A 14,656-nucleotide genomic window follows, 5' to 3' on the forward strand; every position below is an offset into this window, starting at 1 on the left:
ATCCATGCCCATCCTGATCCTGGGAGGCCGCCGCGAGCTGGCCGAGCCGACCACCGCCCTCCTGCTGACCGAGGCCCTGACGGGGCGGGTGGGCGGCTTCCTCGAACTGAGCCAGATGCTCACCGGGCGCGTGCCCCTGCGCGAGCTGGTACTGGACACGGCCCTCTCCGGTGAGGTGCCGGGCACCCTCTCGCCTACGGCATACGGCGCGGTCCACGATCTGGCCATGACGGCCGCCGATCTGGACGTCGAGTCCTTCACCTGGGCCGCCGAACGCGGCCAGGGCACCCGCATGGATGTGACCGTGATTGGCGGGGCACAAGGCGGCGACGTGCCAGCGGTGACCGTCAGTGCAGGCGGTCAGGGCGGCGCCTTCGCGGCAGCTGGCACCCTCGCCGAGTGGGAGCACGAGCTGGGGCCGGGCGGGGCCGAGACGACGACCCTGCACGCCAGCGACGCCTCCCTGATCCCAGGGGCCACGCTGCCCGAGCTTGTGCCCTGGGAGACGCAGGCTGAACTCGACGAGCTCTACCGCCAGAAGCGCGCCGGGCAGATCGCCCTCATCCCGCCCCTACAGCGCCCCACGGCCCAGTTCGACGGACGCCGCATGGCCGTGGATGCGGTGGCCCTGGCCGCACTCGCCACCGTCCCCCACCGCCTGCTCGCTGCGCCCCCCTTCCCCGGCTATGACTTCCGGGCCGATGGGGATGGCCCCACCTACAGCACCTTCGGGAAGACGGCCCAGCAGGTCGTGAACGATCTCTGGGGCGTGGTCGGCCTCCAGACTGGATGGGAGGGCGGCGTCCTTGTGGTGCGCCCCCCTGGGCCGACTGGCGACATGGTGCTGCCCTCGCCGATTGAGCGGGTCAGGACCGAGCGCATCACCCTGGATGCACCGACCATTGAGATTCAGGGTGGTGCTCCCTCGGACACGGCGGCGGACGGCGAGGACGAGACGCCCCCAGACCCGACCAATCCCAGCAACCCCGCCAACAGCCCTGACCCCGATGAGCGTAACGGCACAGGCGGAAGCGGCTTTGCGGATGGAGTCAGCCCCACTCCGCAGGTCGGCACGGTCGCCGCGAACGCGGTGCCCCTGAGCTGGACGGCGGTACGCAGCGCCTCCCAGTACATCATCGAGCGCATTGAGGGCGAGGCGCGACCCTACACCCTCTGGGGCCGCCTGGCCGTCACGACTGCCACGCAGTTCGTGGACGACACGGTCGCGCCCCTGCACACCTACAGCTATCGCCTGCGGGTCAACGCGGTGGCTCAGGCGGGTAGTTCGCAGAACACTCTGTATGCCCCCAGCGAGGTCGCGCAGGTCACGACGCCCCCGGCCGACGCCGACGCGCCCGGCCCCGTGACCGACCTGCAGGGCTACTACCGCAGTAGCACGTCGGTGGGGGTGAAGTGGAAGCCACCGGTGGCCGATCCTCTGGACAAAGAACCTCCTCGCAAAGCACCGGCCGACCGCTACCGAATTCAGGCCCGCCGGACGACTCCCGACGCCACCCTGGAGGCTCAGGTCGTGACGACGCAGGCCTGGGTGCTGCTCGAGGGCCTGCCAGTGGGCGCGGCCCTGCGCCTCTCGGTCGTGGCCCTGAATGGCACGTTGGAGAGTGAGCCGACCCTGCTGGACGTGCAGCTCGTGAATCTCCCTCCCGCCCTAGTGACTGAGGTGAGGCTGACAGCGCCCGAGGAGCTGGACGCCGATAAGCGCGCCGTGCTGCGCGCCGAGTGGGACCGTGCAAGCGGCGCGACGACCTACCGCCTGCGCTACGGTGCCGCCCCGGTCGGCACGGATGAGCGCCAGATCCTGTACACAGGCATCCGTATCCTGACCGCCTCCGAGTTGCCAGACGGGGATGGGCCACTGAATCTGGACCTCTCCGGCCTCTCCTACGCGACCCGCTATGCGGTGCAGGTCATGGCCCTCAACAGCGTAGGCGAGACGGCTTGGTCTCCAGTGGGCTACGCCATCACGACCAGCGAACCCCCACAGCCTGAACCGGACCCCGAGGCCGATGCCTTTGAGCGGGCGCAGGCGAGCGTGCTTATCACCACCCGCCGCACCGATGCCAGCGCCGTCAAGACCACAGTCTGGAAATCTGGTGGGCGGGTAGACGCCACCCAGGTGCAGACCTGGGGCAAGGTAGCGGTGCTGAAGCGGGACAACCCGAAGGAGGTTCAGGCGCGCTGGATGCAGCTCAGCGCCGTCACCACCCGCAACTTCTATGAGCTGCCCAACTGGCCCCTGACCCTCACCGCAAGTGTCACCGAAACCCTGAACTACGACGTGCAGGAACCGGGACGCGAGCTGGGACGCGAGCAGGAGCGGGTTGTACAGGAGTGGAGTCCGCAGGGTTGGCTCAACCTCCGCCGCACCGAGCGCAGCCGCGCCGGCTGGGTGGAAGGGGTGACCGACGACGACGGCAACACCACCGCCCGCGAGTACAAGACCCAGTTCGAGGCCGTGACCGAGCAGTGGCAGCCGATCGGGGCCGGACTGTGGCTCTATGCCCGGACGCCGTCTGGGACAGCCCCGCTGCCAGTCTTCTTGCGGGACAGCGAGGGAGAGGGCGACTGGGACGTGCTGGAAACGGCAGCGAAGGGGGGACAGGCCGAGACGACAGTCAGCGAGCAGGCTCCGCCCCAGGCCACTCTGCCCGCCAAGACGAAAGAGGCGACCCGCAAGGGCGAAGCGCTGCCGCCGACCCTGCCCCGTACGGTCGGCAGTCCCGCCCTGGCCCGCTACCCGCTGGATCAACCGTGGTTCAGCAGTCCCGCACCGGCGTCACCACCCGGCGACGAGGGGCCGGAAGGGAAAGGAGGCCGCGATCCGGACAGCCCTCCCCCCCCGGTCCCCGCCGGGCCTGCTGAGCCCACCCCTACGCCCGCCGGGAGCGGCGACCCCACCGGCACGCCCGAACCGGCGGCGGCCGACGTGGGCAGCCCCCGCCAGCCGCTGACCTACAGCTACACGGTGGCGGGCACGGGCGGGGGCGCGACCATCCAGACCAGCATCCCCTGGGTGCGCACCGCCGCCGGGCTGGCCCGCTACGCCGCACTCCTCGCGCAGCAGGGCGGGCCGCGCCTGCGGATCACTCGGACCTACATCCTGCCGACGACGCCCCCCAGCCTCGACCGCGCCGTGAGCGCGAGCGCCGAGGGGCAGAACGGCAACTTCTCTATGACGGTCGTGACAGAAACGAGGTGAGCATGAGTACAGCGCAACAGACCGGGCAGGTCATCCGCAGCCTGCCCGACCGCCGGGTCGTCGTACAGGTCGGAGCGCAGCAGATCACGGCGCGCGCATCCGGCCTCGTCCCACGCCCTGGCACGCAGGCGCTCGTCAGCAATCCTGGGCAGGGCTGGGTGGTGCTGTCATGGCAGTGAGCCCCGGCCCAGCTTCGACGGTCTTGCGCTTTCTGCGCGGGGGCTGTGGCGGGTGCCTGTGCGGGCGGTTATGCGAGCCCTGCCGGGCAGGGCAGGACTGCGAACCAACCGAGGCGATGGTCGAGCGCGTGACCCCAGGACGGGTGGTGCTGACTGATGGGCGGGTCTTCCCGACGCCGGGCGGCGCCGCCCCACGCCCTGGGCAGCGCGTGGTCGTGGACTGCCGCCCAGGGCTCATCGCCAGTACCCCCGCGCACATGCCCAGGCGGCAGGATGACGAGGCGGTGCCCTTTATCCCACCGCCCCCCTCCTGGGACTCCCCCCAGCGTCCCGGCTTCTGGGGCGTGCTCGGCAGCGGCGGCGGAGGTGAATCATGAGCCTGCACCTGCCCCGCACCGACTCCGGCGGCGTGTTCGGGGGCGAGTCGGACACTGCCCCGGCCACCCAGACCACCGTGGTCCTCGACGACGGCGTGCCCCGCAGCCTCACGGGTGTCTGGGCCACCGATCACGACGCGCGCACCCTGCGCCGCCTCCAGATGGTCGACATGTTCGCCCCCGATCTCGACCCCCCGGCGCTCGCGCTGGAACACACCGCCGCGCGCCGCCGCGAGCGCCCCCCGGTCACCCGCTACCCCCAGCCGGACGGCACCACCCTGATCCTCACCGACTGGGTCTACACCAACGGCGGTGAGGTCGAGGTGGCCGAGCGCGGGGCCGGTCAGGACACCCGGCGCTGGACCGAGGAGGTCCGGCATTACGACGGCACCCAGAGCGAAACCGAGGTCCGCACCGATGCACGCGCGGTCCCGGCCTACGACTGGCGCTGGCAGACCAACCTCGGCACGGTGGACACCCCGGTCACCCGCACCGGGGTCGCCTACCGCCGCGCCACCCTGCGCCGCTGGGGCACCAACCCGGACGACCTGTTCGTGCTGGTGGACACCGTGCTCATGGCGCTGTACGAGGACGTGCGCCTGGACGGCGACGTGGCGGTGGGCTGGCGCAACCGCGACGACCTGTACCGCACCGAGGTCGCCCGCGTGCGCCGGCAGGAGGTCTCGGGCGAGCAGATCCAGTACACGTGGGTCGATCTCTGGGTGCCCATCGCCACTCTGGAGCGGCAGGCCCAGGCGCGGCGACCGGACGACGCCGTGCCGGTCACGGTCGGGGGCGCAGTGCGGTACTACGTCACCCGGCAGGTCGGGGACGCGGTGGGGCTGTTACGCGACACGGTGCGCCCGGACTGGCCCGCCGCGCCGCCCGAGCCCGGCTTCCGGTTCCTAGCCGCTGGAGGTGCGGTCACAGTCCAGGGACCCCGCACGGACGCGCCGCAGTTGCTCGACGATCCCCAGGGGCAGCCCAACGCCACCCTGACGGCCTACGGGCACACGTTCCTGGGCGGAACCTGGGCGGCCCTGCGGGACGTGCCGCTGCGGGACGATCAGGGGCGGGTGACGAGCTGGGACACGGTGCTGGTGCTGCACGCCAGCGCGGAGACGGTGACGGCGGTACGGCAGGACGGCAGCGCCGCGACCCTCTCCATCGAGGCCTTCGAGCGCGAGATCCTCCGGGCACTGCCGGGCAGCTTCCTGGGCTTCTCGCCGGTCGGCACGTTCTTCAACAGCTGGCCGGCGCACTGGGCCTGGGCACGCTGTACTGGGGAGGCCCGCGCCCTGGTGGTGCATGACGCCTGGCGCGACAGCTACAAGCGGGACGCGCCGCCGGGCAGCCCGGAGCATTGGACGTGGAAACAGCGGCCGGGCAAGCGCCCACGTGTGCGGCCCCCCACCGCGCCGGTCGCGCCGCTGCGCCTGACGCTGGCCGACGTGGCCGCCCCCCTCCTGCACGACGAGCCACTGAAGCGAGGAGAGGGGCCGCTGCTGCTGCCGACCTCGGCCACGGTGCAGGGCCGCGACGTGCGCCGGGCGGTCGCCAAGCGGGTGCTGTACCCGCCCGCCCAGTGGCCCGAGGACCTCGACGATAGTCAGAACACGGGTGGGCCGCTCGTGCTGACCTTCGTGATCCCACCGCTCCCCACAGGACAACAGCAGGGGGCAGTGCTGCTGCTGCGCCTGAAGCTGCCCCCACAGGCCGACACCCTCAGCGTCAACGGCGAGGCGTGGCCCATCGCCCGACTCGGCCACAACGCGCAGACGGCGCGCGGCTGGCATCCCTACGTGGTCCCGGTGCCGGTGGCGACCACCTACACCCTGGAGTTCAAGGGCCGCTGCTCGCGCGCCCTGCTCTGCCTGCGCCGCTGGACGCCCGGCGGCGGCCCGCCGGACGGCTCCTGACAGGAGAAACATGAGTGACCTGATCCCCAACCCGATCCTCCTCGACACCACCCCAGCCGGTGGCCTGATCGTGCCCGTAGTCTCCGGACGCGGGGGCCTGAGCGGTTATCAGCTGCTGGGCCTGGACGGCCTGGCCACGGCTGAGCTGAGCACCGACAGCGGCGCGACCTGGGCCGAGCTGGTCTACCCCCACACCCTGGCCCCCGGCGAGCAGCTCCGGCTGATCCGCACCGACACGGGCCCCGTGCTGGCCACCCTGCGCGCCCTCGCCCCGGTGGACGCACCGACCTCGGGCGGCGGCGACACTGGCCCCAGCCCGTACCCCGAGCTGGTCAGCGGCGCGCCGGTCAGCCTGACGGCCCCAGTGTCGGGGCCGGGCACGCCCCCAGCGATCTACCGCGTGGAGCTGGAGGCGTCGGCGGAGCTGGCGCTGTCGGTGACGGACAGCACGGACGTCTACATGACCGTCGAGGGCAACTGGCCCCCGGTGAGCGACCCGGTGGCGATGGCGCGGGCGGGCCAGGACCCGCTGACCCTGAACGTGCCGTTGGGACCGGGCCGCTGGTACGTGACGCTGTCCGGCACAAACGCACCCGCCCCCGTGACCCTGACCGCGAACTGGTAACGCGTCTCCCCCCTCTGCCCCCACCGACCCGGCCCGGTGGGGGTTTCACATTCAGGCCGGGAGAGGTACACATGGGATTTCGAGACAGCCTGAAGATGCTCGACGTTCGGTCCTTCCTGAACGCCAGCGCCCGCAGAGTCCTGCTGTATGTCGTGGGTGACGACGACGGGACCTACAAGCCGGTCACCGAGTCCATGCTCGCGGGTGGCGGGTCCGGTGGGGGCGGCAGCGCCCCGACCCTGGTCCCCCTGGGCAACCACATCACCCTGGCCCTGGACGGTACCGCCAGGGCACCCACCTGGCCCGCCGGCACCCTGGGCGCGCGCATCGGTGTCAGCGGGGGCAGCGCGCGGGTGGCCGTGACGGCTCCGGAACCGACCAGCACCACGGGGCTGCTCTGGGCTGATGGCAGCACCTGGGAGCTGACTCAGGGCGACATCGCCGGGTTCAAGGCCACGGTCGCCAGCGGCTCGCCCGTGCTGGACATCCAGCCGCTCGGGGCCGGCTGATGCGGCAGATCAGCCCTGGGCGCCCCCCACAGGCTCCGGCCACACCCTCCCCCCGCGTGTTCGGGGCCACACGCAAAACCCAGACCATCCTCGCCACCATGGCGGGGGCCAGCGACGAGAACCTGCGCGAGATCGGCAACGTCCTCCATGACCCCGCCGATCCCGTCATGCCCTACAGGCTGTACTACAGCGCCTTCGCCGGAGCCTACGCCAACGACCAGACCACCCTGGGCAACACCTACCTGCACCTGCTCTACAGCCTCGACGGGCGCACCTGGACCCGCTATGGGCGGGTCACGAGCGTTACGAACGGCATCGAGGACCCCTACGTCCTGATCGAGGGCGGCCTGTACTACATGTTCGTCGAGGACAAATCCGAGGTCCCGTTCCGCCGCATCGGGCGCTACACCTCGCCGGACGGCCTGACCTGGACCTACACCGGCCCCGTCGGGCTGGCGCTGGGCGCGTCCGGGGCCTGGGACAGCGGGGACGTGTCCAGCCCCACGCTGCTGCGCGACAGCGACGGGTCCTGGCTGATGCTCTACGAGGGGCGCAACATGGGGGCCAGCCAGTACGGCGCCATCGGCCTGGCCCGCAGCACCGACCGGGGCCTGACCTGGACCAAGCTCAATGGTGGCGCCCCGGTGGTGATCCCGAACGCGGCGGCGTACAGCGGCGTGGGAGCGCCCACCATCGGGTGGCTGGGCGAGGTCGTGCCGGACGACCTGCTCTGCGCCGGGGGGGTGTACTACCTGCTGGCGCATGGGCAGGCCCCAGCCCGGAATGCCTATCTGCCGGCCCTGCTGGTCAGCACGGACCTGATCACCTGGACCGACCCGCTGGGCCGCGAGGTGATCAACGACGAGACCAACCGCGCGCCGAGCGAGACGATGATGTTCGCCGACCGGGACGCGCAGAGCGTGATCTACACCAGTGGGGTCACCCGCAGCAGCGGAAACGGGCAGCCCAACCTCAGCCGGGCGTTGACGGTCACGGGCGGACAGGGGCGCGTGCTGGAGGTCGCGTTCTCGGCCGACGGCGAGGCCCGCTGGCTGCTGGCCCCCTACGAGCGCCTGACCGTGGTGGGCGTCCTCGCGGACGGGACCGGGGGCGTGGGCAATCTGCGGCGCAGGGCGGTGGGCGCGGCCGACAGCACCCTGACCGATCTGGGCAGCGTGTACCCCCTCTACCTCGACGGTGGGGCGACCGGAGCGGTGCTGGTGCTGTCGGCGGCCGGGGTCAGCGGCGGCCTGCTCGCGGCGCGGGTGTTGACCTCGTGAGCCTGCTGCTCAGTCCGTATCCCCGGGGGGCAACGCCCCCCGGCTACACCTTCGTGGACGAGTTCGAGAGCGCCTCGAGCGACAACAACTACACCATCACCATGCAGGGCAGCGGCGGGAGCCACAGCACCTCGGGCGGGGTCAAACGGCTGGTCCCCGCCCTCGGGGGCGACGGCAGCGTGTCGCTCCGGCGGGCGGGACCGATCACGGCGGTCGAGCTGCGCGCCCGACTCCAGCCCAATGCCAACGGCGAGAGCATCCGCTACCTCGACCTGGCGCTCGGCGCAGGAGCGTTGACTCCGGGCGACGGCACGGACACGGGGGCGTGGTGGCACACCACACTGGCGACTGGGTACACGCTGGCGATCAACAACCCGACCGACCTCAACGGCGCCATCATCGCGCGTCGCCGGGGGGGTGGGGGCTGGGACATCCTGCGCGAGGTGCAGGCGATGGACTGGACGGTGTGGCGTACCTACGGCATCCGGGTGGGCGGAGGTCAGGTGCAGTTTTCCATCGACGGCGCTGTCGTGTACAGCGCGGCGGACGCGACGTTTGCCGGAGGGGATGTCGCCGTCAGTCAGGGGCATTACTCGGGCGGCCTGGGGGCTGTGGCCGAGCTGGACCGGTTGTCCACGTCGTAACGCCCCAAAGAGACAACCTCATCCCCCTTTCCCGCCCCAGTGCCCGGCCTGGGGCGGTGTCCTGTTGCCCGGGCAAGGAGCTGCCATGAAGAACCTGCTGCTGTCCGCCCTGACCGTTTCGCTGCTCGCCCTGACCGCCTGTGGTGGGGTCGCCACCCCGGCCACCTCGCCCACGTCGCCGAGCGCACCCGCCCCGGCCCCCGCCGCGCAGACCCTGGCCCTGGCCGTGACCGACCCGGTCGCACTGGCGGCCAGTGGCGCGACCGTGAGCCTCGTGGGGGGCGACCTCGTGTTCCTGGCCGGGTTCAAGCGGGTGAGCATCCGCCTCGTGCTTCCTGACGGCACCTACAGCGCCCAGGCAGGCGGCGCGGCCGGGCAGGCCCTACTGAGCACCCTGAGCTACACGGCCGTGCCCGGCATGCGCGTCGAGATCGGGCAGGCGTTCTACACACCGGTCAGCACGGTCGTCCTGAAGTAAGTGCTGCCCGCTCCTGGCCCGCCCACGTTCCCGGCAGTGGGCAGGCCTCGCCCTGCCGGCCAGAAAGGAGAGCACCTTTGCCCCTTCAGCCTGTGATCCAGAGCGCCGAGACCCTCGTCCTCGGCCTGGCCCTGTGCAGCGGTTCCTTCGGCCACTGGGTCTTCTCCCTCGCCACCGGCACCCGCTACACCCGCCCCGTCCTCTTCGCCAACTGCATCCTCTCCGGCTTCGCCGCCGCCACCGCCGCCTACGCCGGCATCCACCACACCACCCTCGAAGTCGGCGTCCACCTCGCCGTCCTGGGCGGCTTCGGCATCGGCGCCGTCTGGGGACCGCTCGGCCTCTGGAAGCTCGCCGGCCTCCTGCTCCAGCTGGGTGGCCGACTCGGGGAGCAACTTGGACCGCCCCCACCCCCGCCGCCCCAGCTCGTGCCGCCCAGTGTGTCACCGACCCCGCCCCCTGACCCGCCCTCTCCCCCACCTCCGGGAGGTTCCTCATGACCTGGTTCTTCGCTGTCCTCGACTGGCTCAACGCCCTTCTGAACACCCCCATCCTCTCCGGTGCGGCCGGACTGGTCGGCGTGACAGGCGGGCGCACCCTCGCCTTCGTCATCCTCGCGGTGTGCATGGTCGGGGTGGTCCTGCAGATTCGCCGGGTGGGCCCACGCTTACGTGCCCTGGCGCGCGGGGAACAGACCGTACCACTGCCGGCGGCCCAGCTCGTGCGGCTCGTGACCATCTTCGTCGTGCTGCTGTTCCTGGGCGCAGTGGTCTTCGGGATTCAGGCCAGCAGCACGTACTACGCCGTCCAGGCCCGCACGATCGGGCAGCGGGATGTGGTGGTGAGCCTGACGCTGGCTACGCTGCTGTTCCACGTGTTCGCCATCGGCATCAGTCTGGTGGTGGCCCGCCTCGCCGTGATCATCGCAGACGTGGTGACGGGCGAGAAACGGGAGCACCGGGACTTCCTGCGGGCCCGTGCCCAGGGGGCGCGCCTGTGACGGCCTTCTACCCCCTGCTGGACACGCCCACGACCAAGTACACCGTGCAGGCCGGGTGTGGATATCTGGACCCCGCCTACCTCGCGGCCACGAAGTCGCAGCACCCCGCCGAGGACTTCAACGCGGTGACTGGCAGCGACACCGACCTGGGCGACCCAGTCCACGCGGCCGACGACGGCACCGTGAGCTACACCGGGTGGGATGGCTACATCGGCGGGATCGTCGAGATCCAGCACCCGGACGGCAGCGTCTCCGGGTACTGGCACCTGCGTGACGTGCATGTGGTCACTGGCCAGCGCGTGAACGGTGGCGACATGATCGGCCAGGTGGGCAAGGGTGCGACCGGCGTGATGAAGGCGCACCTGCACTTCTATGTAAAGAAGCCGGGCGTGAAGCTCGCGCCCAACTACTGGCCCAGCACCCACGACAAGAACCCGACGAGCTGCGCGACCTTCATCCGGGCCAACTACTTCGTGCCCAGCGAGTGGCTTAAGGCGCGCGGCGCAAAGCGCACGCTGGCCGACCTGCAGGCCCTGCGCGGCACGCCTGGCCGGGTGCTGGTCAATGACGTCGAGGTGACTGGACAGCTGGTCCAGCGGCCCGACAACGGCGTGACCATTGACGCGCGCACGGCCACCGTGCGGGTCTACGCCAACGATCCGCGCCCCACGCCCAGCGTGCCCACGCTGCCGCAGAACTGACGGGTCCTCAGACCTGGGCAAATCTGCCGGACAGATCAGGGCATTCCTCCTACACTGGATCCCATGCCCAAACTCAGAACGCTGGCCGTGCTCGGGCTCGTTGCCGCTCTCCTGATGTCTTGCGCGCACCCCTACCCAGTTACTGAGGGGGGATGCACCATCTATCCCGATGGCACTGGGGTTTGCGTGGATCCACCCCCACCCTCCCACACCCACACGAACTAAACCCTCTATTGCTCTTCCGGCCCCAGCGAGATGCTGGGGCCGCGCCCTTGGAGTGTCCCCATGTTGAACATGCAGCAGATCACCCAGCAGCTTCAAAGCAACATCGGCAACGTCCTGACCGTGGAAGGCCTCAAGAAGGCGGCCAAGGAAGCCGCCCGGCTGGCCAACCAGCTGCTGCCCGGCGCCACCGGCACCGAGAAGGCCGCTGCCGCCGAGGCGTGGCTGCTGGCGGCCGTCGAAGAGTACGACAACAAGATTCCGGTGCTGGGCCAGTTCATGGATCTGCCCTTGATTGACCGGCTGGAAGCGGCAGCCGTCCGGGCGGCCGTGGCCTGGGGCTACAGCGCCCTGGAGTTGGACGCCGCCTGAACCCTGCACACGAAGCGCCCCACCCGAGCCATTAGGCCAGAACTAGGAAGATTTTTGCCGTGCGGCACGCGCCGTAAGGAAGATGTGACTCGACGATGATTAGTTTGGAATCACCAGGAGGCAAGGATCCTCAACTACGTTATTCGGGCACCTTGAGTTGAGAGGAGCTAGTGGTGCGCCCGGCCTGGAGATCACAATTTGAACCACCTGTACTACGGCGACAACCTCGGCGTGTTGCGTGAGTCTATTGCCAGCGAGAGCGTTGATCTGATCTACCTCGACCCGCCCTTCAACTCGCAAGCCGACTACAACGTTATTTTCCACGATCAATCCGGTGAGCGTAGTGGCGCGCAGATTCTTGCTTTCGGAGATACGTGGACCTGGGGAACAGAAAGCGATCAGGCCATCAGCGACCTGCTCGTCTCGCATGGCCACCTCGCCCAGTTTCTGGAGCATCTTGTGGGCTTCCTGGGCCGCAACAGTCTGAGCGCCTATCTCGTGATGATGTCCGCACGTCTGGTCGAACTCCACCGGGTGCTCAAGCCAACAGGCAGTCTTTATCTGCATTGCGATCCGGCGGCCAGTCACTACTTAAAAATAATACTGGATATGGTATTTGGAGCACAGAATTTTCAAAGTGAAATTATTTGGAAAAGAACAAGTTCGCATAATAGTGCAAAGCGATATGGTCCTGTTCATGACACCATATTTTTTTATTCCTTCTCAAATAAGTTGGTTTGGAATGGTGCCTATGCTAGTTATGAGGAAGGTTATATTTCAGATAGATTCAAAAGAAACGAGGGTGGACGTCCTTGGAAAGATGCTGATCTTACAGGTGCAGGTACTCGAAATGGTGAAACCGGGCAGATCTGGCGTGGTTTCGATGTAACGGCGAAGGGACGTCATTGGGCATATCCACCTTCTGAACTGGATCGTCTGGATGGAGAGGGAAAAATCTACTGGCCGACGAAAGAAGGTGCCTGGCCGCGTCTGAAAAAATTTCTTGATGAGGTCAAAGGTGTTCCAGTCCAAGACATCTGGACGGATATCTCACCTCTAAATTCTCAGGCGCTAGAGCGCCTCGGCTACCCTACTCAGAAGCCTGTGGCACTTCTGGAGCGCATCATCCAGGCCAGCAGTAATCCTGGCGATGTGGTTCTCGACCCCTTCTGTGGTTGCGGCACTACCATTAGCGCAGCGGAGAAGCTCGGGCGTCAGTGGATCGGTATCGACATCACCCACTTGAGCGTCGGCCTGATCAAAGCTCGGCTCAAGCGGGACTTCGACCTGTTGCCTGGTCAGGCTTACCAAGAGCACGGCACGCCACGTGACCTTAAAGCCGCCCAGTATTTCGCCGAACAAGATCCCTTCCAGTTCCAGTTCTGGATCGTCGGCGAGATCGGAGCGCAGGCCTTCGGTGGCATGGGGGAGAGTCGCAAGGGCAAGAAGGGCGGAGACACGGGCATTGACGGACAGCTCTTTTTTCGAACGCCCGACGGCGTGAAAATTGAGCGGGTCATCGTCAGCGTCAAGGCAGGCCGGAACCTGAACCCAGCAATGGTCCGTGAGCTGCGCGGCACCGTCGAGCGCGAGAAGGCGGCGGTGGGCATCCTGCTGCTGGCGCATGAGCCGACCAGAGGCATGACGCAGGAGGCTGCGAGCGCTGGGGCCTATACCTGGGGTGGTCGGGTCTACCCACGGCTCCAGATCCTGACCGTGGCGCAGCTGCTGGCCGGCCAACAGCCTGACCTACCGCGCGGGGTAGTCAACGTCAGTCACGAGCAGAAGCCTGCCAAGGCCCTGACGGGTAAAAGTTCGAAAGATCGAGGAGCTGCACCACTCTTTGCCCAGTGACATCCAAACTGTTCGCCCCACCCTGGCTGATGCTGGGGCGGGGCGCAGAAGATTTACTTACCCGAATCACACCATTGTAATACCTACATATATAAATAATGCTGTCAAGGCAATAAGAAGTAGCGGTGTCAAAATTTTCATAAGTTCTTTGACTTTGCGTTGATTATCTTCCAATTCTAATTGCGCCTTTTGCCTATATTCATTTCGTCGCTGGTTTACCAGATCCCGCGAAGACATGGCTTTAGGTTTTGGATGCTCAAAGTAGACTGTAATATAATCTGCCGCTTGGCTGCGATGCTCCATATCACGAAACCTTCTATCAACTTTACCCTCCCTTACTGCATAGTACCCCTGATTTCTCAATTCGCCCACTATTGCATTCTGTACGGAAGAGCTAAAAAAACTACTATCGAAAAGTAGAAAGTAATCCTGCCTCCTAGATCTTGCTTCCTCTATGCTCTTTCTTGCTATAGACCTACCTAGTTCCAACTGGGCAGCACTTGGCTTAGGCAAGGGAGCATTGATGTCCTTTAGCACAGTTTTTGGATCAGGAAAAGGCATATTTATAAAATATTAAAGGTCAGGGACCTCATTTTCAAATTATCTATGCTCCAGGACAAATTTTCCCTACACCCTGCTCGTTCCATCAGCCTAGGTAAGGCATTTTTTGTTATCCCCACCTTCCGCACTCCCGCTTGAACATCCACCCCGACAGCCCATCCCCACCATGACCTACAAGTTCAGCCACTCCTTAACATCCTCGAGCGGCACCCCCTGGGCTGCAGCGAGCGCCTCGCGCGCCGCCACCAGCTCCACCGGCGAGGCGATGGCAGGGGTTACATCTGACGCCCGCACACAAAGCGCCCCGCCCTGGTCTATGCCGGGCGGGGCGCTTTTTCGTTTGTCCACAGGGGGTGCGGAAGGGGTTGACTCAGTCCAGCAGGAAGTCCTCCACCTCGACGTCTTCGAGCACCTCGCCCACCAAGCCGTCGAAGGCCTCCTTGATCTCGTCGCCCTCTTCCTTGTCCGGCTTCCAGCCTTCCAGCACGATGTCCCGTTTCTTCGCCGCCTCGATCCGCAGCCCATAGTCGGGGAAGCGACCCTCGAACACCCCCGGCAGGTGCTCCTGCAGGTAAGCCAGCAGCTTGTCGCCATCCCAGTTCCGCCGCTTCACGATGTTCTTTCCAGCCACCTTCACCTCATACTTCAGCGGATCAGGAGTAGCGAAGCGGAACACAATTGTTTTGTCCATAACGTAAAGATAGTGCCCCAGCCG

15 protein-coding genes and 1 riboswitch are annotated in these 14,656 nt (G+C 67.3%); of the genes, 13 read left to right on the forward strand and 2 right to left on the reverse strand.

Features of this window, described 5'->3' with window-relative positions; translation table 11 throughout:
- Positions 1-4 precede the first annotated feature (4 nt).
- The 13 genes from DGO_RS10045 (at position 5) to DGO_RS24745 (ending at position 13,380) form a co-directional block, all read left to right on the forward strand.
- On the forward strand, positions 5-3,220 hold the full coding sequence (locus tag DGO_RS10045; protein WP_014685401.1) for a fibronectin type III domain-containing protein: 3,216 nt from the start codon (positions 5-7) through the stop codon (positions 3,218-3,220).
- A gap of 2 nt (positions 3,221-3,222) precedes the next feature.
- Positions 3,223-3,399, forward strand: coding sequence for a hypothetical protein (locus DGO_RS23270; RefSeq protein WP_014685402.1), 177 nt, complete (start codon positions 3,223-3,225; stop codon positions 3,397-3,399).
- A 373-nt stretch (positions 3,400-3,772) separates the two neighbouring features.
- Complete coding sequence (locus DGO_RS10050) at positions 3,773-5,695, forward strand: hypothetical protein (protein ID WP_014685404.1); 1,923 nt, start codon at positions 3,773-3,775, stop codon at positions 5,693-5,695.
- Positions 5,696-5,705: 10 nt separating this feature from the next.
- Entirely contained in the window at positions 5,706-6,320 is a 615-nt protein-coding gene (locus DGO_RS10055; protein WP_014685405.1) for a hypothetical protein, read from the forward strand.
- A gap of 71 nt (positions 6,321-6,391) precedes the next feature.
- Entirely contained in the window at positions 6,392-6,829 is a 438-nt protein-coding gene (locus tag DGO_RS10060) for a hypothetical protein (RefSeq protein WP_014685406.1), read from the forward strand.
- Between the two features lie 56 nt (positions 6,830-6,885).
- Entirely contained in the window at positions 6,886-8,109 is a 1,224-nt protein-coding gene (locus DGO_RS10065) for a glycoside hydrolase family protein (protein WP_043801940.1), read from the forward strand.
- Positions 8,106-8,753: a hypothetical protein gene (locus tag DGO_RS10070; RefSeq protein WP_014685408.1), complete on the forward strand. Its 648-nt coding sequence runs from the start codon at positions 8,106-8,108 to the stop codon at positions 8,751-8,753. The genes DGO_RS10065 and DGO_RS10070 overlap by 4 nt, the downstream gene beginning before the upstream one ends.
- 85 nt (positions 8,754-8,838) lie before the next feature.
- The gene (locus tag DGO_RS10075) at positions 8,839-9,231 is read left to right on the forward strand and encodes a hypothetical protein (RefSeq protein WP_014685409.1); all 393 of its coding nucleotides are present in this window, start codon (positions 8,839-8,841) and stop codon (positions 9,229-9,231) included.
- A 77-nt stretch (positions 9,232-9,308) separates the two neighbouring features.
- On the forward strand, positions 9,309-9,731 hold the full coding sequence (locus DGO_RS23045) for a hypothetical protein (protein ID WP_014685410.1): 423 nt from the start codon (positions 9,309-9,311) through the stop codon (positions 9,729-9,731).
- Positions 9,728-10,231, forward strand: coding sequence for a hypothetical protein (locus DGO_RS10085; RefSeq protein ID WP_014685411.1), 504 nt, complete (start codon positions 9,728-9,730; stop codon positions 10,229-10,231). Before DGO_RS23045 ends, DGO_RS10085 begins: the two co-directional genes overlap by 4 nt.
- Positions 10,228-10,932 (forward strand): M23 family metallopeptidase, encoded by a 705-nt coding sequence (locus tag DGO_RS21115; protein WP_050920772.1) that lies wholly within the window; start codon positions 10,228-10,230, stop codon positions 10,930-10,932. The genes DGO_RS10085 and DGO_RS21115 overlap by 4 nt, the downstream gene beginning before the upstream one ends.
- Before the next feature lie 285 nt (positions 10,933-11,217).
- Complete coding sequence (locus DGO_RS10095; protein WP_014685413.1) at positions 11,218-11,526, forward strand: hypothetical protein; 309 nt, start codon at positions 11,218-11,220, stop codon at positions 11,524-11,526.
- Between the two features lie 107 nt (positions 11,527-11,633).
- Positions 11,634-11,720, forward strand: a riboswitch (cyclic di-GMP riboswitch).
- Between the two features lie 4 nt (positions 11,721-11,724).
- A complete protein-coding gene (locus DGO_RS24745; protein WP_083847268.1) occupies positions 11,725-13,380 on the forward strand; it encodes a DNA methyltransferase in 1,656 nt (551 codons plus the stop codon).
- Positions 13,381-13,446: 66 nt separating this feature from the next.
- Here DGO_RS24745 and DGO_RS23275 read toward each other — a convergent pair whose 3' ends face one another.
- Both DGO_RS23275 and DGO_RS10105 read right to left on the reverse strand, forming a co-directional pair.
- Positions 13,447-13,941: a hypothetical protein gene (locus DGO_RS23275; RefSeq protein ID WP_145975300.1), complete on the reverse strand. Its 495-nt coding sequence runs from the start codon at positions 13,939-13,941 to the stop codon at positions 13,447-13,449.
- A 370-nt stretch (positions 13,942-14,311) separates the two neighbouring features.
- A complete protein-coding gene (locus tag DGO_RS10105; RefSeq protein ID WP_145975301.1) occupies positions 14,312-14,632 on the reverse strand; it encodes a hypothetical protein in 321 nt (106 codons plus the stop codon).
- Positions 14,633-14,656: the final 24 nt, after the last annotated feature.

This window comes from Deinococcus gobiensis I-0 (assembly GCF_000252445.1).
GTDB lineage: Bacteria > Deinococcota > Deinococci > Deinococcales > Deinococcaceae > Deinococcus > Deinococcus gobiensis.